This is a genomic window from Synechococcus sp. (genome assembly GCF_982614295.1).
Genome location: NZ_CEXBMR010000002.1, coordinates 11734 through 29753 on the forward strand (window position 1 = coordinate 11734; position 18020 = coordinate 29753).

Consider the following 18020-nt stretch of genomic DNA (forward strand, 5'->3'; position numbering starts at 1 on the left):
TCCACCCTGCTCAGATAACAGCCTTGAATGTGCTTTAAAAAGTTTTTAAGCGTTAACTGATTTTTGCTGATCCGGGTTTTGGCAAAGTTTTAAGGGCAATTAGATATGCCAATCCAGCACTAGTTAAGAAACCGAGGCAATTTGCTGCTAACGGCATTAAATCTGAAGTGCGAGTGAGGATTGGAGCCAAACCAAAAAATCCAAAAATTAGTAGCCAAAGGGGTGCCATAAGTAAGAGCCAATTCCAAGCAACCCTGATGCCTTCTTTTCTAGGAAAAGCTGCAAAACCAGCAACAAGGCCTCCAAGTATTGAGGCGGCGAAAGTGAGAAGCCATTGCTCTTCGGGTAGTCCGGGCACTACCTGACAACCACCTTTGTTCAAACAGAATTCAACTGCAGCTAAAGAATCAACAATTGCCCCATCTTCGCCATTGTCTTTTACATAATATTGATTGCCAAATCTGGTTTGCAGTTCCACCCAATAGGTGCGTGGCATCAAAGCAAACAATGCTTCTCCCACGTTGAAATTAAGCAGGTTGCCGCCGCGGGGATCTGCAACCAATAGCAAGCTGCGTTCATCTAAATCCCAATATTGTTTTACCGCTAGGCCAGGGGTGCGGTCGTATTGGGTAAGAACCCTCAACTTCCAGCCGCTTTTGGCTTCAAAATCGGTGAGTTCCGTTTCAAGAGACTGTCTTTGCTGGTCTGTGAGGGCTTTAGCTAGATCGATTACTGGGGTTGGGTGATCAGGCAATAAATCGGCGTTGTCGTAAGCCATAGCAGGCTCCGCCTGCATAAATGCCGTAGAACAAATAAGCAATAGACCCAACAACCACCTGGAAACCGCCCCGATAGAAATCACAGCAACTCATCCACTAAAACTCATTGTTATCGATCCATGGAGCAGCTGTGGCTGACAACTCAGAACTTTGGTTGCAGCAGCTTTTAGCTCAACATGGCGGAAGGGCTTCCTTCGCTGTAGTGATGGACTGGCTGCTGAACGATTCCCAGCATGGTTTCTACGGTAGTGGCCGTTGTTGTTTTGGCCCAAGGGGTGATTTTGTTACGGCGCCTTCCCTTGGCTCAGGCCTTGCAGATCTGCTTTTAAAACAATTGATTCCCTGTTTTGATCTGCTTTCAGCACAGCCCGGCAAGCTCAGTTTGATTGAGTGGGGCCCCGGCAACGGTTTGCTGGCGCTGCAATTGGTTGAGGCTCTGCTGGCCCTTAGCCCTCCATGGCTTGCCCGCTTGGAAATTGTGTTGCTGGAATCAAGCGCTCCCTTGCGCATGGTCCAACAGGAAACCCTCAAGAATTCAACTATTCCCTGCTATTGGCCTGAGCCAGATGAACTAATTAGCGAACCTAGACGGGGGATTGTGCTGGCTCATGAGTTACTCGATGCGCTTCCAGTTGAGCGGTTTGTGCTGTTTCAAGGCAATTGGCATGGCCTTGATGTGGTGCTCTCTTCAAAAGGTGAATTTGAATGGCACACAGGCAGGCCGCTTGCAGCAAAAAGTGTTGAACAGCTAGAGGCTATGGGTTTAGAAACAAATGGTGGCAACAGGCCGGAGGGTTGGTGCAGTGAATGGTGCCCCAGCCTTGAACCTTGGTTGCAGCAGGTGCGCCAAGGTTTGCAGCAGGGTTGGCTGCTAACGATTGATTACGGCCATCCGGCAAAGCGTTATTACGCACCTAATCGTGATGGAGGCACCTTACTGGCCTACCGAGCCCAAGTCGCCAGCCCTGAATTACTTGCTGAGCCCGGCAGTTGGGACATCACAGCCCATGTTTGCAACACCCTGGTGGAACAACTCGCAACCACTACTGGTTGGTGTTGGCAGGGGGCAGAATTACAAGGCGAAGCCCTGCTGCGCTTGGGGTTGGCGCAACTCTGGAGTGAGCTATCTACCCCAGGTATTGCCCCGATTAGCTGGCGCCTTGCCCGCCGCGAGGAATACCAGCGATTGGTAGATCCTTATCAATTAGGTGGGTTTTGGTGGCTGCAGCTGTGTACTCCGGGATTGCCAGGGATGGTGCAGTTGTTATCTGTTAGTGGCTGATGCTTGCAAGGGCCTCGATTGCTGCGTCAAGGGTTACATCATCACGAATTACCACCGCGCCAATTCCAGTTGGCAACACAAATCGCACCCTGCCAGCAATTACTTTTTTATCGCGTAATAAGCAATTTCGAACCTCTTCAGCTTCAAATCTTGGTGTTGTTAAAGGCAAGCCACAGCGTTCAATTATTTGGCGCTGGCGTTGTTGATCAGCGGCAGGCCATAAACCGAGTTGAAGGCTTAATTCACCTGCCGCCAGCATGCCTAAAGCAACCGCCTCACCATGTAAATACTTCTCGTAGCTCGTAAGAGTTTCCAGCACGTGACCAAGGGTATGGCCGTAATTAAGGATCGCCCGCAGGTTTCCCTCCCGTTCATCTGCTGCCACTACCCGTGCTTTTGCTGCAGCAGACCTTTTCAAGATTTGCAGCAGCAATGATTCACCAATCTCATCAATACTGCCAAGTTTGGCATGTTGTTCAAGTGCATCAAATAGCACCGGTTCACCAATAACACCGTATTTGATAACTTCTGCTAGGCCCGCTCTTACTTCTCTCTGCGGCAGGGTACTGAGCGTATTTGGATCAATTAATACAAGTTTTGGTTGATGAAAAGCACCAATTAAATTCTTACCACCAGGATGATTTACGCCGGTTTTACCACCAATAGAGGCATCGACCATCGCCAAAAGGGTGGTGGGTACCTGCACTACGGCAATACCCCTCAACCAGGTGGCAGCCGCAAAACCTGCCATATCTCCAATCACACCTCCACCAAGAGCAATAATTAATGAGCTGCGCTCTAATTGATGCGTATATGCGGCGTTATGAATTTTGGAAATGGAGGCAGGATTCTTTTGATCTTCTCCACTCGGCAGAAGTAGTAATTCAGTGAGAAAGCCCTCGCGGTTGAGGCCGTTTAGCAGTTGCTGCCCGTAATGCTGAGCAACGGCTTGTTGGCTTACCACTAAAACCCGAGCGCCAGATTTGAAGCCGAGTTTGCTTATTTCTTGCCCCAGCAATTCAATGGCACCGCAACCGATCTGAATCGCATAAGAATTCTCGCCAAGCTCAACCAAAACCTTGCTCAAGGCCTTATCAACGTTCATTTGACGCCATTTCCGCAGTAATTAATGTATGGCCATCTAGCCCCAGAATGGAGCGGTTTGTGGGATTGATGATTGTCTAGATCACCCCTGCTCCCTTGGCTGTTCATTGCACCAGCCCTCCTGCTCGTGCTGCTCACTGTGCTGCTGCCAGCCCTGATGGCTTTAGTGATGAGTTTTACCCGATCAGGACTTGATCTAGATGCACCGTTGCAATTCATCGGGTTGTCAAATTTGAGGCGATTATCAACTGATCCACTTTTTTTACGGGTTCTCGGCACCACTTTTTTATATCTGCTGGGGGTGGTGCCGCCAATGGTGGTGGGCTCCCTTGCTCTAGCGGTTTTAGTAAACCGTGCTCTGCCTGGAATGCATTTCTTTCGCGGTGCTTTCTACACTCCCGTGTTGGTTTCTGTGGTGGTTGCGGCTATTGCCTTCCGCTGGATTTATGCCGAAAACGGGCTGTTAAACGGTTGGGGTGGTTTCATTTTTGGTGAAAAATTTCAAGCAATTGGTTTCTTAAGCGACCCTAGCCTTGCCTTGTTTGCGGTGATGTTTGTAACTCTATGGAAAGGAATTGGTTATTACATGGTGATTTTTTTAGGTGGTCTACAGGGAATTTCAAAAGATCTCTATGAGGCAGCCGAACTTGATGGCAGTCGCGGATGGCGCCAGCATCTTGATATCACCCTTCCGCTGTTAAAACCCTATGTGGCATTGGTGGCTGTGATTTCATCAATTGCTGCAACAAAGGTATTTGAGGAGGTGTTCTTGTTAACCCAGGGCGGCCCAGCAGATTCCACTCGCACAGTTGTTTACTACGTATACGACCTTGCCTTTCAGGAATTAGATATCAGCTACGCCTGCGCTGCAGGGCTCGCTCTATTCCTGGTGGTTTTACTGCTTAGCCTTTTGCAACAGCTTCTCAAAGGGGCAGGGTTGCCTAAAATGTTGGATTAAGCAACGCAGCTTTTGATGCCCGTTGGAATAGTTGGTAGTGGTCAGCTGGCTGGGATGCTTGCTGAGGCTGCCCAAAAGATGGGCCTGGAACTTCACCTCCAGGCCAGTGATCCTGATGATGCTGCAGTTGCTCTTGCAGCAGCTGCAGTTTTTGGGCCCTCTGAAAATGGTGATGCCACTGCCCAATTGGCAAAACAGTGCAGGCGAATTGGCTTTGAAAATGAATGGGTAGATCTTGAAGCAATTCAGGCATTAGAGGTTGAGGGAGTTGAATTTCAACCCTGCGCTGAAGTGTTGGCGCAGGTGGTGGATAAACGCCAGCAACGCAACTTGCTGGAAAGGCTCAATTTGCCAAGCCCAGGCTGGTGTGACCTGGCAACTGTTGTTAGTGCTGGTGGAAAGCTGCCTGCGCAGTTTGAATTTCCATTGATGGCAAAGGCCGCCGCTGGCGGCTACGACGGGCGAGGTACGGAGAAATTGCTCAACCGTGCTGCCTTCGAGGCTCTAATGATGCGAGTGGATTGCCGCGAATGGATTCTTGAGGAATTGGTGAATTATGAAAAAGAACTCTCAATTTTGGTGGCAAGAAATTCAGCTGGCGAGATCAGCGTTTTCCCTCTGGTGGAAACCCACCAACACCAACAGCAATGCGAATGGGTGCTTGCCCCGGCCCATGTGAACCACGGCGTTGAAGCCCGCGCTCGTTCCATGGCGGTTTCAATTGTTACCGCAACCAACTACGTGGGGCTATTAGCCGTTGAATTCTTTCTTTCCCCCCAGGGTTTGCTGATAAATGAATTGGCGCCGCGCAGTCATAATTCCGGCCATTACACAATCGAAGCTTGTGTTACGAGTCAGTTTTGCCAACAATTAAATGTGCTCAGTAACCAACGGCTTGGTTCAACGGCCTTGTTGGTGCCTGGGGCATTGATGGTGAATCTGGTGGGCTTTGAAGAATCCCATAACACCTACCAAGAACAACGCAACTTATTGCAGGCTCTACCTCAGGCCCATCTGCATTGGTATGGGAAACGCTTAACCAGGCGTGGTCGCAAGCTTGGCCACATAACTCTGCTCCTGCAAGCTTGCGATCCTGTTTTGCGCCGCCGCGAGGCCTTGGAATTACTCGCGAATGTGAGAAGTATCTGGCCTAACCCAGCTTGAAAGCCTTAGATTTGAGTTGAACTGCTGCGTTGGTGTTTGCCCTTTCCAGTGTTCTGATCTGACTCCCTTTTCGACATGGGAGTGGTGTCGCGATGGTGACGTATACCGGCCCCGTAGCCGGAAATGAAGCCCCGCTTTCCTCTCCCTTCTGGTTCTTCCAGGTCGAAGACTGAGGGCACCACGGCATGGCGGTTCACCCCTTTCAAACACTTTCTAAATACTCTTTAAATAGTTTTTAATTTTAATTTTAATCGATTGCAGCCAGCAGTTCCTTCAAAGCAGCTTGGCTCAATTTAGTTACTACAAATACCTCTTGGGCACTACTTCCCCTACGGGCAATTAGTTTGTAACCGCCTTTAATTTCAGTAGATACACGTATCTTTAATCCCTCACAGCGTCCGTTAACCCTGCTGATAACTGCTGGGGTAACTGTATCTATATACGGTTTACTAGCTAAAATTTTCAGCAGGGGAATCAAGCCATCGAGGTAAGTGCTGTGGGTAATAACCAGCCTTCCCAATTTTTACCTCAGGCGCGCTCTAACGGAGCCATTGATAAACCCTCTGATCCGAGCTGCATGTGATAGAGCTCTGCTTGTTCCATCGGCCCCACCCAAACCACTGCCTGGCCTTCGTTATCAATGGCTTGGGCAAGGGCCCAAGCGCGATCAGGATTCATTGCGGGTATGTATTTCAATAAACAATCCACTACATGTTGAAATGTATTTATCTCATCATTTAAAACCACCACCTTGTAAGCCGGGTATGGAGCCCTTTCAAGAGTGGCGCTCCCGGATGGTTTGAGTTCGGGTGTGCTTGTCGTCACGGTTGACATCTAGATATTTTTATTCTGCTCCGCTCAGCGCCCCTTTCGGTAGGATTAACGAAATTGAACGCTTTCATATGTTGATCACTTTGGGCTGGGCTGCTCTAGCAGCTACTTTTACCTTCTCTATTGCGATGGTGGTGTGGGGTCGCAATGGTGATGGTTCGATTAATTTCTAAATCTCAAGTCGGCTGTAATGCCTGAATTACAACTCGATTTAACCTTAAACTCGGCTTTAGCTGGAGTGGCGGCACTGCTGCTGTTGTTTGTTAGTGGTGGAGTTGTTTATCTATCGGCGATGGAATGGAAAGACAAACGTCGCCGGTCGGCAGTGAGTTCCCCTCGCGCTCCTCGACGCCCCGGCAAAAATTGAAAGCCAGCTTTGGGGTATGCCTCATTCCCCTATTTGGCGGTTTTATTTTATGGATCACGGCCCCTAAGCCTCCGCAGGGTGATTTGAAATCACTGTTGAGCCAGGCATCCTTAGCCCAGAGATTGCCGATTCAGCCGCAGCAACCATTGCCGCGGATCTGGAAACAACGCCTGCCTCCGCTTTTAGCAATGCGCTTGTGGCGGCAAGGCAACGGTTCTTGGTTGCAGATTTGGGGCCCTCATGCGGATTCATCCCCTCTGCTGTTGGTGAGGGCTGGTAAAGAAGCGGATACGGTTCCTTTAAGCCTGAGGTGGGGCCCATATCGCGTAGTGGCGGCTGATGCTTTGGGTTTACAGAGTTTGCAGCAATCGCTTCGCAATCCAGCTCAGCATCGTTTTAGCCCCCGCTGTGCGGCCTTGGAGAGCTCAGATGCAGCCTTGTTTTGGTCCGGATCTGGCTTGGTGGCAACAACGGCTAATTGGTCGCCGTTTTTAATGCCGTTGCAGCAGGGCTGTTTCCAGTTGCAAGGTATGCGTTGGTGGGGAAAAACAAGGGGTGGCGACGGGGTTTTGCGCTCCACTGGCCCTATGCCACAACCCCAAGAGCCCGTTTGGCCAACCAGTGCAGCTCCTTTGTTATTGCAGGGAGAATCAATGGCCCCAATATTGGGCCCATTGTTAGAGCCTTTGCTTGATGGGGCTAGCAAAAAACTTTTACTGCAAAGCCCTTTTCAGCTGCAGCTGCTTTTTAATCCAGCGAATAACCCCTATCAAGCCAGCATTTGGATCACCCTTAAGCCCCAAGGCAAGCGAGCCCGGCAAGATTTTGAACAGCTTTTAGAGCGTTTAAAAACACAATTGCCAGTTGAACTGCAGCTAAAAAGCCGCAACGGTGTTTCTGAACTGCGAAACCCTAAGGGTTGGGTGCAGGCCGGTTGGCGTTGGCAGCAGAACAACAAGCTCCTAATTGTGCTGGGTGCTTCTCCAAATAATCAGCTGGCGCCGGGGGTGGTTTTATCTGGTTTCAAGCAGTTGTCTGGCCTCACGCTTGTGGCTGCTCCCCGGCTTCTAGATCAACGCGGCCTGTTGCCAGGAAATATGCCTTTGGTATTAAAAAAATCGGCCCTGTTTAAGGGCCATTGGCGAGCGGGTAGGGCAGGAGCTGCTGCTCAAGTGATAGGTGTTTCAGAAACGCTGGATTGACGCTCCCGCCGGCGTTTTACCGAAGCCACGGTTTCTTCCATCATTTCCACCGCTTGGGCCATCTTTTCTAAATTGCTTGCATAAAGACCCATGTCTTTATCAAGTTTTTCTTGTTGGAGCCCCATTTGTTCGCCAACGCTTGCAGCGCGCTTACGAATTGCTTCAGGTTCTTGATCATTGCCGCCGCTGAGATCCTGGATTAGGGCTATTAAGCCAACGGCATGGAGCCGGGAGTAATGAAAATCAGCGCGAGTTGCCTGTTGCAACACTTGCTTAAGCGGTTCAGGGGCCCCCTCTCCGCGGGCTTCTAGCCAGCTGCTGATCTCCTTTTCACCGTGGGGGAAAATTCCGTTTGTGAGTTCTGAGGCTTGCCGCCGCATTTCTTCGGTGCTCAGGCTTGTGGAAACGCAGAGAGCTTCAAAAAGGTCTTCCCTGCGATCCTCCGGTTGGAAGCCCTTGGTGAAATTGTCGAATACTTGGGTGAGCCCAAGGGAGAAGAGAGCATCTGCTTGGAAGCCCTGTTGGCAGGAAAGAAGATGCAATTCCACAAGTAGCTCATCCACCACACGGCGATAGAGCCCGGGGATCACCCTTGGATAAGCGGCGAAGAAACGCCTTTTGCTGTCTGCCACGGTTTGGCAATCACCCACTGGATTCCCTTTCTGATAAAAACGACCTTAGCGCTCGGCAGCCATAGGGCAGTTAGTAGTATTTGAGCAAATACTTTGAAGAACGCCATGATCCCTATTGTTATTGAAGATTCAGGTAGGGGCGAAAGGGCTTTTGATATCTATTCAAGGCTGCTAAGGGAACGCATAGTTTTCTTAGGTGAACCAGTTACATCCGATTCTGCAAACAGAATCGTTGCCCAACTTTTATTTCTTGAGGCTGAGGATCCAGAAAAAGATATTTTTCTATACATAAATTCCCCAGGTGGATCTGTTTACGATGGCTTAGGTATTTTTGACACAATGCAACATGTAAAGCCCGATGTGCAAACAGTTTGCGTTGGTTTAGCTGCCAGCATGGGCGCATTTCTTCTTGCTGCAGGAGCGGCTGGAAAACGCAGTAGTCTGCAACATTCGAGAATCATGATCCATCAACCTTTGGGTGGCGCTTCGGGTCAGGCTTCTGATATACGGATTCAGGCAAATGAAATTTTATATCTTAAGAATCGCCTCAATGAAGAGTTGGCCAGCCGCACCAATCAGCCTCTAGATAGGGTTAAAAAAGACACAGACAGAGATTTTTTTATGTCTCCTGTTGAAGCTGTTAGTTATGGGCTAATAGACAAAGTTATAGATCAACGCCCAATTCACGCAGTGTAACAGTTATTTGCTCAAAAGCTCTGAGTGGCTTTCTTTGAGTTGTTTCCATATTTGTTTGATTTCGGAATAAGCATGATCTTGGCTCACTTTTCCGTTTCCTTGCAAGGCAACGATTAAACCGACTCGTTCCGCAAATTGCTCTAAATTTTGATGGAAGGCTAGCTTTTCTGGGCTCCAATCTTCACCTCTATAACTTGTATGTGCTTCCAGAGGTGAGTGAGTGCCATCTAAGCCAGGGAAAATCGGACCTACAAATGCATTTAAATCTTCTGACATTTTTTAAAAGTGATTGATGTTTGTATTTTGATATATCAAGAGCCCGCAGGTAGCAAAGGAGAAAATCTTTCTTTTTCGGGAATAGAGGAAAACTGACTCACCACCTCTCTAAATTTTTCGCCATCAAGGCTTTCGCTTTCTATTAAGAGTTCAACCAAGCAATCCATGCAGGGGCGCTGCTTCTCAAGGAGCGCCAAGGTGTCTTGATAGCACTTATCAACAATCAGCCGCACTTGCCCATCAATGCGATTTGTTATTGAATCTGATACGTCGCTGCGGGTCATTAAATCTCTACCAACAAATACCTCTTGATTACCAGCTTCTAACGACATTGGGCCTAAATCACTCATGCCAAAACGGGTAACCATTTGGCGGGCCATACCGGCCACCTGTTGAATATCGCCAGCAGCGCCAGTTGTTACCTCAGCATGGCCAAAAACGATTGCTTCAGCGGCCCTTCCCCCAAGCGCCCCCATGATGCGGGCCCTCAATTGTGCGCGGCTCACAAGCATTTGCTCTTCATCTGGAGCAAACCAGGTGAGGCCCTGGGCCTGTCCCCTTGGGATAAGAGTTACCTTTTGCACCGGGTCGTGGTGCTGCACAAGCGTGCCCACTAGGGCATGACCAACCTCGTGATAAGCAATCAAGCGCTTGCTGCGCCCATCTGTGAGGGGCGTGCCTTCCATACCCGCAATTACACGATCAACAGCATCATCTATCTCAGCAAGGCTGGTGGCTGTTTTGCGACGCCTAGCAGTAAGAATCGCTGCTTCATTTAGTAAATTGGCAAGATCTGCACCTGTAAAGCCAGGTGTACGCCTGGCAATCATCTCTAGGCTTACATCTTCTGCAAGTGTTTTATTGCGGGAATGAACTTTCAAAATAGAAAGACGACCCTTTATATCTGGCGCATCAACAGTTACTTGGCGATCAAACCGGCCCGGGCGCATCAGAGCTGAGTCCAACACATCGGGGCGATTTGTTGCGGCAATAATGATTACACCGTTATTGCCTTCAAAACCATCCATCTCAGTGAGAAGTTGATTCAAAGTTTGTTCCCTTTCGTCATTGCCTCCACCAATACCAGCCCCACGCTGGCGCCCAACTGCGTCTATTTCATCAATAAAGATCAAACAAGGTGCGCTCTCTTTGGCGCGCTTAAACAAATCTCTAACCCGGCTGGCACCCACCCCAACGAACATTTCAACGAATTCAGAGCCCGCAAGTGAGAAGAAAGGAACCCCTGCCTCCCCCGCGATCGCTTTGGCAAGGAGAGTTTTACCTGTTCCAGGGGGGCCAACTAATAGAACACCCCGAGGAATTGTTGCGCCAACAGCTGTAAATCTTTCTGGTTGCTTGAGGAAAGTAACTACTTCCTGAAGATCTTCTTTTGCTTCTTCTACACCTGCCACATCATCAAATTTCACGCCGGTTTCTGCTTCCATTGCAAAACGAGCTTTGGTTTTACCAAACTGCATCGCTTGGCCAGGGCCGCCGGGCATGTTGGAAGAACGGCGAGCCAGCAGAATAAGAGAGCCAATAAGTAATAACGGAAATAATAAATTGCCTAAAACACCTAAGGCAGGTGGGGTAGTGCGGGGGGGGTGTATATCAAAACTAATTCCTTCTTCTTTTAATTTGTTAACAAGCTCTGGAGCAAGGCCAGGAAGATCTACCCGTAAACGTTGCACGCGGTTGTCAATATCTGGATCCACCGCTTCAACAACAGCGCTGCGGCCGCCATCAAAAATATCAACAGATGTAACCCTGCCCGCGTCCACGTAATCGAGGAAGCGCCCGTATGTCATGCGGGCAACAGCACTGTTGCGAGGAGCAAGGTTTGGTTGAGATACAACCTTGGCTGGGCCACCGTTAGACACCACTTGCCAGAGCAAAAACAAACCGAGGCCAATGGGAAGGGCCCAGAGAAGAATTGTGCGCCAGCGATTATTCATGGATGCGGTTGCAGCCTATGGCTAAAAATGTTTAGTAATTGTAAAGACCCAAAGAAGCCAGCGGAGTGATTTAGCGCGAATATTCTTGCAACATTTGATCTACAGCCCATTGCAGAGAAGGGGCAAAAGACCTTGTTTCGCCGCAAACCTTGCTGCTTACCTGGCCGCTGCAAAGCTCCTCAAGGCTGGCAAGCGCCATATCTTGCCCCTCCAACAGCGTTAGTGAGCTCAGCGGCACTGTTAGAGCAGCACGAAAGAAGTGGGCTGTGCGCTGGGGGCTTGATTGACTGAACCAAGGCTCGAGCTGCGAAGTGGTCCAATTGATTTCCTCCTTTAGCTCCCTTTGCACAGCTTGGTTGGGGCTTTCTCCGCTTTCAAGGTGGCCACCAAATAACGCCCAGGTGCCTGGATAAACAATTCCATCGATATCGTCGCGTAATTGCAAAAGCCATCTGCCTTCACGCTTAAGCATGGCAAGGGCAACCTCTGGGCATTTCATAGCCTGCGTAGGGCAACGATCGGATCCATTTTTGCGGCTCTGCGCGCAGGCACCACACCAAAAAAGAGGCCGATGGATCCTGAAAGCGCCACTGTGCTGGCCACATTCCACAAACCAATTGAAGCCGGTAGGGGTGTTACTGCGGCTACCGCCATCACCGCGCCGAGCCCAAGCAAACTGCCCACTAAGCCCCCCAAGCTAGAAACCACTAAAGCTTCAATTAAGAACTGCAGAAGTATGTCGTTACTGCGGGCCCCAACGGCTTTGCGTAAACCAATTTCTTGAGTGCGTTCGCTTACGGAAACCAACATGATGTTCATGATGCCGATGCCACCAACCAAGAGAGATATGGCACCAATGGCACCCAGCATCAATGTGAGACCGCCAGTGATAGTTCCTACGATCGAAAGGGCATCTTTTTGTGAACGCACCGCAAAATCATCTTCCCGCAAGATTTTGTGACGCAAACGCAGCAAATTACTAATTTGAAATTTAGCGGCGCTCACAGATCGTTCATCTTTTGCTTCCACACTTACGAAGCTCAGAGAAGTGCCAAAAGTTGGATCACGGCCACTTAAACGGCTCACCATCGTGCTTAACGGCACGTAAACAGCATCATCTTGATTTTGGCCGAGGAAGGCACCTTTGGAGGCCATGATTCCCACCACCTGAAAAGACTGGTTGCGAATCCGTACCTCCTTGCCAATCGGGTAACCACCTGGGAGCAATCTTTCAGCAATGTCTGGTCCTAACACCGCCACATTGCGGGCCCCTTGCATATCGGCTTCGCTGAAAAAACGCCCTTGGGCCATATCAAAACGACGCACCGCTAAAAAATCAGGCGTAATCCCCGAAATTGTTGCTGTGGCGCTTAAATCACGGGCCCTAACTGTTTCGCTAAGGGTTATTTGAGGTGCAATTCGGCTAATGCTTGGCACCTGTTCAAGAATCGCGTTTGCATCTTCTAAAACAAGTGTTTTTGGTGTTTCGATGCCACGGCGTCGAGTGTCGTTGTTGCCGGGAACCACGAATAAAACATTCGCACCAAGGGTGCTCAGTTGCCCCTCAGCTAGGTTTTGCGCCCCTTTACCAACGCCAACAAGAGTTATCACTGAAGCGTTCCCAATCACGATTCCAAGCATCGTGAGCGCGGAACGCAAGCGATTTGAACTCAACGCTCCAAGGGCCATGCCAATGGTGTCCCGCAAAGGCAGGCGCGCACTCATGGTGTTTCAACCAAAAGTTTTTCAGCCAATGTTATCGGCGCTGCTGTGGTCGTGAACATGGGTGCCCCGGTGAACTAACCCATTGCGGATATCAATGGTAACCACTTCTCCTTGCCTTACATCGCGGGTTGCATTGGCAACCCCTACAACTACGGGAATGCCGAGCCTTTGGCCAATTACAGCGGCATGGCTCTGGCTTCCATCCTCCTCTGTAATTACCCCACCAGAGCGACGAATTGCTTCTAGGTAGGAAGCTGTTGTGTGAGCTACCACCAAGATTTCTCCAGGTTCGATGCTGGCAGCTTCTTCAGGGGTTTGTGCTAATCGAACCTTGCCACTCACAGAAGAGTTTCCAAATCCTGTGCCACGGCCAAGCACCGCAGAAACAATGCCCACCTTCACAAGGTCGGTGGATCCGCTCACTCCGCTGAGGGTTCCAGCGGTTTGCACTACAAGATCACCATCTTCTAGTAATCCCTGTTCTTGGGCTACCCCCATAGCCATGCTGAATGTGCGGCTGGTGGAACTTTGAGTGCTGATTACTAAGGGATTTACACCCCATACCAATTGCAACTGCCGCGCCACTTTTACGTCGCTGGTTACGGCAAGAATTGGTGTAGATGGCCGAAATTTGCTCACGTTTCTTGCCGTGGCTCCTGTTTTTGTGAGCGGCAAAATCGCGGCAGCATCCAATTGATTTGCGATGGTGCTCACCGCATGGCTAATCGCGTTGGGAATGGTGCTTGCTAGCTGAGTATCGGGCTGACGATTTGGATAATTTTGTTCGATTCGTTTAGCGATGCGAGCCATCGTTTCTACCGCCTCTACCGGGTAGAGGCCTACGGCAGTTTCATTTGAAAGCATCACCGCATCAGTGCCATCAAGGATGGCATTGGCTACGTCGCTAACTTCAGCTCTAGTGGGCCTGGCGTTTGTTGCCATGCTGTCGAGCATTTGGGTGGCCGTGATGATGGGAATGCCCATCGAATTGGCTTTGCGGATAAGTTCCTTTTGCAGCAGGGGCACTTCTTCTGCGGCCATCTCAACGCCGAGATCACCACGGGCAACCATCACCCCATGGCATAAAGGCAAGATCGAATCGATTTGATCAATCGCTTCAAATTTTTCAATCTTTGCAATTACTGGTGTTCTGTGGCCGAGGGTGCGAATCAGTTCACGTATTTCTTCCATGTCTGATGGATTGCGCACAAAACTGAGGGCTACCCAATCAACCCCCAATTGCAAACCAAAGGCGAGGTCGTTGCGATCTTTGGGTGTGAGAGCCCTCACTGAAAGCAATACATCGGGGAAATTCACCCCTTTGTTATTTGAGAGAACACCGCCCACCGTTACTTTGCAGTGGAGGGTTTGTTCCTGGTGATCTATCCAATCAACCTCCATCTCCACCTTGCCGTCGTCCATCAGGATTCGGCTGCCAGGGGGCACCTCAGAGGCGAGTTTGTCGTAGGTAACGGTGGCGATGTGCTGATCGCAAGCCACATCCCTTGCCGTGAGCGCAAAACTATCGCCCTTGGCGAGGGTGATAGGCCCTGCGTTGAAGCGTCCTAAACGAATTTTTGGCCCCTGCAGGTCTTGCAGGATGCCCACATGTACCCCGAGCTGATGGGCTACTTGCCGGATTGTTGCTGCCCGCTGGGCATGTTCAGAGTGATCGCCGTGAGAAAAATTGAGCCGGAAGGTAGTGGCACCCGCAAGAATCAGTTCACGAATCATCTCCGGCGATTCGGTGGCGGGCCCGATGGTGGCGACAATCTTGGTGCGTCGCTGCAGGTCGGGCTTTGGCATTTACCTGGCTGGAGACGGTGCGGAAGCTATCACCCTATGGAACCAATGGACCTCAATTCGTATCAGTCGTTGGCCCGGCGCACCGCCAAATATCCCGATCTAGGTGCCAATATCCTTTACCCCACACTGGGTCTTTGCGGTGAGGCCGGTGAAGTTGCAGACAAAGTAAAGAAGGTTTTACGCGATCAGGGGGGAGATTTCAGCAGCGCCAATAAGCAGGCGATCGCCCTTGAATTAGGGGATGTTCTCTGGTATGTGTCGCAGCTAGCGGATGAATTGGGTTTTAGCCTTCAGACGATTGCGGAGTTGAATCTTGAAAAACTTCAGAGTCGCGCCGCCCGTAACGTGATTAGTGGAAGCGGAGACGAACGATGATGGCTTGCTTTTTGGGTTTTTTTATTGCGTTCGGCCTGTTTTTTTCTTTGCCAACAACCTCCTTTGCCGCAAATCTCCAGGTTTCAGGAATAAGCATTGAGCCCTGCCCCAAGGCTGATGTGGGGGCGCAACCCGATATGCGTCGCCCCTTAGGGGCCAGTTGTTACGCCTTGCGCGGTGAGGTTCTTAACAACGGTTCTAAACCGGTTGTGGATACCGATGTATTTGCCCAGATTCTTGATGCCAGCGGTGAACCCGTGCTGCAAAATCGCACCAGAGTTGGCTCTATTGGTGACGTGCCGCCAGGCAGTTCCCCCTTTGCCTTGCGCTTAGCTGTGCCAGCTGGCACTCCGGGGCCCCTAAAAGTAAGCAATGCAAAAGCAAAGGGATTCAATGCGCCAGTAAGGGCACGGGCCGCGGCAGATGAATTGGATTTGCTGCCACTTGAGCAAGAATTAGACTTGCAGTAATGGGTTTTGGCAAAAAACTATTAAAAAAACCATTGAAAAGAACTATTGAAAAGAACTAAGGCCTGGGGCTGTGCTCATGGCTAATTGACTCAATAGGCCTCCGCTGATCTGTAGGGCAAAGAAGGCTATTAATGCTGATAAATCAAGCCCGCCTAATGGCGGAATCAAGCCGCGAAAGATATTCAGGTATGGATCTGTTATTGAGCTCAGGGCCGAAAGCAAAGGGTTGCCCCAATCAAGATTTGGAAACCAGCTCAACAACACGCGCACCACTAAGACGAGCGTATAAATACTCAGGGTTTGAGCTAATACCTGCAAAAAGAAGCTGATTTCCATGGAATTAAGGAAAGGGGCTAACGAATTTCACCAAATCTATCCAGCTTCGGTGCCAGTACTGCTTTTTACGCTGAAAGTTCGGTGGAATTTTTCTGTAAGGCTGATCCAAAATGATCTGCCATCACTCTGGCGGCGCCTTTCGATGAACCCCTGCTCCACCAGCTCTTTGATGTGGTCGTAGGCGCCGCTGCCCCGTAAATCAACAAGTTCCGATTGGAGGATTCTTTTTTTAAGGGCAACAGTTGCCAGCGTGCGCAGGCTGGCGGTGCTCAGATCCACGGGTACTAATTCGCGCACTAATTCGCTTAGATCAGCCCTTAATTGCAAACTGAAACCAGCAGGCTCCTGACGAATTTCTAGGGCGGTATCGCGATGGGCATAATCGGCCATCAAAGTAATTAGTGCCAGTTCCACTTCTTCAGTGGGATAGTGCACCAATTCACTTAGCTGCCCCAAGCTGAGGCAGCGCCCCTTCAGGTAAAGCACCGCCTCTAGCTGTGCCGGCAAAGATAGATCGGGATTAGACAACGTTCACACCAAGAACAATTGATAAGCAGGGTTATCTGTTTCGTTTGTACAAGGCACTTTTAATTGATCCAGGAACTGTTGCCAATGGCTTAATTCATGGGGTGGCACCTGCACCCCCACAACGATGCGGCCCACATCAGAACCTTGGTTGCGGTAGTGAAAGATTGATATATTCCAATTCGGATTTAACTCTTCAACAAAAGCCATCAAAGCGCCTGGCTTTTCAGGGAATTCAAAGCGATAAAGCAGTTCTTGTGCAGCGCCATCGCTTTTATGGGGTTGCGGTAAACGCCCCCCCACCATGTGGCGTAAATGCAGCTTGGCCAGTTCATTACCTGAAAGATCAACACAGGCAAATCCCCCATTGATCAGCTTTTTTGCTAAAGCATCAGCATCGGCGCGATTAAGAATTTGCACTCCGATAAAAATCTGCGCTTTTGCGCCTGCCGCCATTCGATAACTAAATTCCGTGAGGTTGTGTTGGCCTAACAAACGACAAAACTGCCGCAGATGACCAGGACCTTCTGGAATCTCTACTGCAAACATTGCCTCCCTCTCTTCACCTAGTTCGGCTCTTTCCGCCACGAAGCGCAATCTTTCAAAATTCATATTTGCCCCGCAAGCCACTGCCACCAATTGTTGGCCCTTAGGGCGCCTCGAGGCATCGGCTTTTAAGCCTGCGATGGCAAGGGCACCAGCGGGTTCAAGAATTGAACGGGTGTCTTCAAAAACATCTTTAATAGCGGCACAAATAGCGTCGCTATCAACAGTTACCATCCGATCCACCACCTGCTGGGCAAGGCGAAAAGTTTCAACGCCCACCTGGCGAACTGCTACGCCATCTGCAAATAAGCCCACCTGTTCAAGGCAGATACGTTTACCAGCGGCAAGAGAACGGGTCATGGCATCGGCATCAACCGGCTCTACCCCAATTATTTCCACCTGGGGCCAGAGGGATTTCACGTAGGCCCCCACCCCTGCAATCAAGCCACCACCACCCACCGCCAGATATATCGCCGCTGGTGGCTCCGAGCATTGCCGCAGGATTTCAAGACCGATCGTGCCTTGGCCTGCAATTACATCAGGGTCGTCAAAGGGGTGAATAAAGCAGAGCCCCCGCTCTAATTCCAATTTCCGTGCTTCTTCATGGGCTTCGTCGTAGGTGTCGCCATGGAGCACCACCTCAGCGCCCCGCCTTTGCACCGCTTCCACCTTGGTGCGCGGGGTGGTGAGGGGCATCACGATTACTGCATGGCAACCAAGCTTTTGCGCTGCTAAGGCCACTCCTTGGGCATGGTTGCCGGCACTGGCGGCAATTACCCCCTGCTGCCGTTGTTCAACTGTGAGCTGCACCATCTTGTTGAAGGCACCCCGCAATTTGAAAGAAAAGACCGGTTGGAGATCTTCCCTTTTCAGCAACACCTGCTGACCCAGGCGTGCCGACAGGTTTGGGGCCAGCTCCAAAGGGGTTATTTGGGCTACGTCGTAGACCCGAGCCCTCAAAATTCTTTGTAGGTAGCCCTCCATAACGCCT

General features: G+C 50.3%; 22 protein-coding genes and 1 other RNA gene. 10 read left to right on the forward strand and 13 right to left on the reverse strand.

The genetic code is table 11. The annotated features are described in order from the left end of the window. Positions 1–52: 52 nt before the first annotated feature. On the reverse strand, positions 53–796 hold the full coding sequence (locus tag AC2JC8_RS00525; RefSeq protein WP_484400801.1) for a TPM domain-containing protein: 744 nt from the start codon (positions 794–796) through the stop codon (positions 53–55). A 113-nt stretch (positions 797–909) separates the two neighbouring features. Between AC2JC8_RS00525 and AC2JC8_RS00530 the strand changes: the two genes are divergently transcribed. Further along, a complete protein-coding gene (locus tag AC2JC8_RS00530; RefSeq protein ID WP_484594030.1) occupies positions 910–2061 on the forward strand; it encodes a class I SAM-dependent methyltransferase in 1152 nt (383 codons plus the stop codon). On the opposite strand, the gene aroB is transcribed toward AC2JC8_RS00530, so the two are convergent. Further along, positions 2051–3166: a 3-dehydroquinate synthase gene (gene aroB / locus AC2JC8_RS00535; protein ID WP_484594031.1), complete on the reverse strand. Its 1116-nt coding sequence runs from the start codon at positions 3164–3166 to the stop codon at positions 2051–2053. The genes AC2JC8_RS00530 and aroB overlap by 11 nt on opposite strands. 72 nt (positions 3167–3238) lie before the next feature. Between aroB and AC2JC8_RS00540 the strand changes: the two genes are divergently transcribed. The 3 genes from AC2JC8_RS00540 (at position 3239) to ssrS (ending at position 5486) form a co-directional block, all read left to right on the forward strand. Further along, positions 3239–4123, forward strand: a complete 885-nt coding sequence (locus AC2JC8_RS00540) for a carbohydrate ABC transporter permease (RefSeq protein ID WP_484400775.1) — start codon at positions 3239–3241, stop codon at positions 4121–4123. Positions 4124–4138: 15 nt separating this feature from the next. Then, positions 4139–5287: a 5-(carboxyamino)imidazole ribonucleotide synthase gene (locus AC2JC8_RS00545; RefSeq protein ID WP_484400777.1), complete on the forward strand. Its 1149-nt coding sequence runs from the start codon at positions 4139–4141 to the stop codon at positions 5285–5287. A 15-nt stretch (positions 5288–5302) separates the two neighbouring features. Next, a non-coding RNA gene (gene ssrS, locus AC2JC8_RS00550) (6S RNA) lies at positions 5303–5486 on the forward strand. 48 nt (positions 5487–5534) lie between these two features. Here ssrS and AC2JC8_RS00555 read toward each other — a convergent pair. Together AC2JC8_RS00555 and clpS are read right to left on the reverse strand one after the other, a co-directional pair. Then, positions 5535–5807, reverse strand: coding sequence for a DUF2103 domain-containing protein (locus tag AC2JC8_RS00555; RefSeq protein WP_255130791.1), 273 nt, complete (start codon positions 5805–5807; stop codon positions 5535–5537). 8 nt (positions 5808–5815) lie between these two features. Continuing rightward, the gene (clpS, locus tag AC2JC8_RS00560) at positions 5816–6121 is read right to left on the reverse strand and encodes an ATP-dependent Clp protease adapter ClpS (protein WP_484400778.1); all 306 of its coding nucleotides are present in this window, start codon (positions 6119–6121) and stop codon (positions 5816–5818) included. A gap of 68 nt (positions 6122–6189) precedes the next feature. Between clpS and petN the strand changes: the two genes are divergently transcribed. The 3 genes from petN to AC2JC8_RS00575 all read left to right on the forward strand — a co-directional run bounded on the left by petN (position 6190) and on the right by AC2JC8_RS00575 (position 7687). Then, positions 6190–6291: a cytochrome b6-f complex subunit PetN gene (gene petN / locus AC2JC8_RS00565; protein WP_106499011.1), complete on the forward strand. Its 102-nt coding sequence runs from the start codon at positions 6190–6192 to the stop codon at positions 6289–6291. 17 nt (positions 6292–6308) lie between these two features. Next, a complete protein-coding gene (locus AC2JC8_RS00570) occupies positions 6309–6485 on the forward strand; it encodes a hypothetical protein (protein ID WP_484400779.1) in 177 nt (58 codons plus the stop codon). Positions 6486–6568: 83 nt separating this feature from the next. Beyond that, positions 6569–7687, forward strand: a complete 1119-nt coding sequence (locus tag AC2JC8_RS00575; protein ID WP_484594032.1) for a hypothetical protein — start codon at positions 6569–6571, stop codon at positions 7685–7687. On the opposite strand, the gene psb29 is transcribed toward AC2JC8_RS00575, so the two are convergent. Beyond that, positions 7654–8319: a photosystem II biogenesis protein Psp29 gene (gene psb29, locus AC2JC8_RS00580; RefSeq protein WP_484419845.1), complete on the reverse strand. Its 666-nt coding sequence runs from the start codon at positions 8317–8319 to the stop codon at positions 7654–7656. The two genes, AC2JC8_RS00575 and psb29, sit on opposite strands and share 34 nt — an antisense overlap. 105 nt (positions 8320–8424) lie before the next feature. On the opposite strand from psb29, the gene clpP reads away from it, so the two are divergent. Continuing rightward, positions 8425–9015, forward strand: coding sequence for an ATP-dependent Clp endopeptidase proteolytic subunit ClpP (gene clpP / locus AC2JC8_RS00585; protein ID WP_295457799.1), 591 nt, complete (start codon positions 8425–8427; stop codon positions 9013–9015). A 3-nt stretch (positions 9016–9018) separates the two neighbouring features. Here clpP and AC2JC8_RS00590 read toward each other — a convergent pair whose 3' ends face one another. The 5 genes from AC2JC8_RS00590 to pyk all read right to left on the reverse strand — a co-directional run bounded on the left by AC2JC8_RS00590 (position 9019) and on the right by pyk (position 14777). Beyond that, positions 9019–9291: a DUF7219 family protein gene (locus tag AC2JC8_RS00590; protein ID WP_484594033.1), complete on the reverse strand. Its 273-nt coding sequence runs from the start codon at positions 9289–9291 to the stop codon at positions 9019–9021. Positions 9292–9326: 35 nt separating this feature from the next. Beyond that, positions 9327–11246, reverse strand: a complete 1920-nt coding sequence (gene ftsH, locus AC2JC8_RS00595; RefSeq protein ID WP_484400784.1) for an ATP-dependent zinc metalloprotease FtsH — start codon at positions 11244–11246, stop codon at positions 9327–9329. Positions 11247–11316: 70 nt separating this feature from the next. Then, on the reverse strand, positions 11317–11745 hold the full coding sequence (locus AC2JC8_RS00600; protein WP_484400786.1) for an NUDIX hydrolase: 429 nt from the start codon (positions 11743–11745) through the stop codon (positions 11317–11319). Next, positions 11742–12971 (reverse strand): ABC transporter permease, encoded by a 1230-nt coding sequence (locus AC2JC8_RS00605; RefSeq protein WP_484400787.1) that lies wholly within the window; start codon positions 12969–12971, stop codon positions 11742–11744. Before AC2JC8_RS00605 ends, AC2JC8_RS00600 begins: the two co-directional genes overlap by 4 nt. A 21-nt stretch (positions 12972–12992) precedes the next feature. Continuing rightward, entirely contained in the window at positions 12993–14777 is a 1785-nt protein-coding gene (gene pyk / locus AC2JC8_RS00610; protein WP_484400788.1) for a pyruvate kinase, read from the reverse strand. A 45-nt stretch (positions 14778–14822) separates the two neighbouring features. Between pyk and AC2JC8_RS00615 the strand changes: the two genes are divergently transcribed. Then, positions 14823–15152 carry a nucleoside triphosphate pyrophosphohydrolase family protein gene (locus AC2JC8_RS00615; RefSeq protein ID WP_484400789.1) on the forward strand — a complete coding sequence of 110 codons (330 nt, stop codon included), beginning with the start codon at positions 14823–14825 and terminating at the stop codon, positions 15150–15152. Beyond that, positions 15149–15622 carry a hypothetical protein gene (locus AC2JC8_RS00620; protein ID WP_484400791.1) on the forward strand — a complete coding sequence of 158 codons (474 nt, stop codon included), beginning with the start codon at positions 15149–15151 and terminating at the stop codon, positions 15620–15622. The genes AC2JC8_RS00615 and AC2JC8_RS00620 overlap by 4 nt, the downstream gene beginning before the upstream one ends. Before the next feature lie 42 nt (positions 15623–15664). Here the strand turns inward: AC2JC8_RS00620 and AC2JC8_RS00625 are convergent, their stop codons facing one another. Genes AC2JC8_RS00625 through ilvA form a run of 3 tightly spaced genes read right to left on the reverse strand, consistent with a single transcriptional unit; the run spans position 15665 to position 18013 of the window. Next, a complete protein-coding gene (locus AC2JC8_RS00625) occupies positions 15665–15958 on the reverse strand; it encodes a YggT family protein (protein ID WP_484400792.1) in 294 nt (97 codons plus the stop codon). Positions 15959–15994: 36 nt separating this feature from the next. Next, the gene (gene scpB / locus AC2JC8_RS00630) at positions 15995–16486 is read right to left on the reverse strand and encodes an SMC-Scp complex subunit ScpB (protein ID WP_484400793.1); all 492 of its coding nucleotides are present in this window, start codon (positions 16484–16486) and stop codon (positions 15995–15997) included. A gap of 3 nt (positions 16487–16489) precedes the next feature. Beyond that, the gene (gene ilvA, locus AC2JC8_RS00635; protein ID WP_484400794.1) at positions 16490–18013 is read right to left on the reverse strand and encodes a threonine ammonia-lyase, biosynthetic; all 1524 of its coding nucleotides are present in this window, start codon (positions 18011–18013) and stop codon (positions 16490–16492) included. Positions 18014–18020: the final 7 nt, after the last annotated feature.

Coding starts and splice junctions, on each gene's coding strand:
- AC2JC8_RS00525 (WP_484400801.1), bottom strand. CDS start 796: ATGCAGGCGGAGCCTGCTATGGCTTACGACAACGCCGATTTATTGCCT.
- aroB (WP_484594031.1), bottom strand. CDS start 3,166: ATGAACGTTGATAAGGCCTTGAGCAAGGTTTTGGTTGAGCTTGGCGAG.
- AC2JC8_RS00545 (WP_484400777.1), top strand. CDS start 4,139: ATGCCCGTTGGAATAGTTGGTAGTGGTCAGCTGGCTGGGATGCTTGCT.
- clpS (WP_484400778.1), bottom strand. CDS start 6,121: ATGTCAACCGTGACGACAAGCACACCCGAACTCAAACCATCCGGGAGC.
- petN (WP_106499011.1), top strand. CDS start 6,190: ATGTTGATCACTTTGGGCTGGGCTGCTCTAGCAGCTACTTTTACCTTC.
- AC2JC8_RS00570 (WP_484400779.1), top strand. CDS start 6,309: ATGCCTGAATTACAACTCGATTTAACCTTAAACTCGGCTTTAGCTGGA.
- clpP (WP_295457799.1), top strand. CDS start 8,425: ATGATCCCTATTGTTATTGAAGATTCAGGTAGGGGCGAAAGGGCTTTT.
- AC2JC8_RS00590 (WP_484594033.1), bottom strand. CDS start 9,291: ATGTCAGAAGATTTAAATGCATTTGTAGGTCCGATTTTCCCTGGCTTA.
- ftsH (WP_484400784.1), bottom strand. CDS start 11,246: ATGAATAATCGCTGGCGCACAATTCTTCTCTGGGCCCTTCCCATTGGC.
- AC2JC8_RS00600 (WP_484400786.1), bottom strand. CDS start 11,745: ATGAAATGCCCAGAGGTTGCCCTTGCCATGCTTAAGCGTGAAGGCAGA.
- AC2JC8_RS00605 (WP_484400787.1), bottom strand. CDS start 12,971: ATGAGTGCGCGCCTGCCTTTGCGGGACACCATTGGCATGGCCCTTGGA.
- pyk (WP_484400788.1), bottom strand. CDS start 14,777: ATGCCAAAGCCCGACCTGCAGCGACGCACCAAGATTGTCGCCACCATC.
- AC2JC8_RS00615 (WP_484400789.1), top strand. CDS start 14,823: ATGGACCTCAATTCGTATCAGTCGTTGGCCCGGCGCACCGCCAAATAT.
- AC2JC8_RS00620 (WP_484400791.1), top strand. CDS start 15,149: ATGATGGCTTGCTTTTTGGGTTTTTTTATTGCGTTCGGCCTGTTTTTT.
- AC2JC8_RS00625 (WP_484400792.1), bottom strand. CDS start 15,958: ATGGAAATCAGCTTCTTTTTGCAGGTATTAGCTCAAACCCTGAGTATT.
- ilvA (WP_484400794.1), bottom strand. CDS start 18,013: ATGGAGGGCTACCTACAAAGAATTTTGAGGGCTCGGGTCTACGACGTA.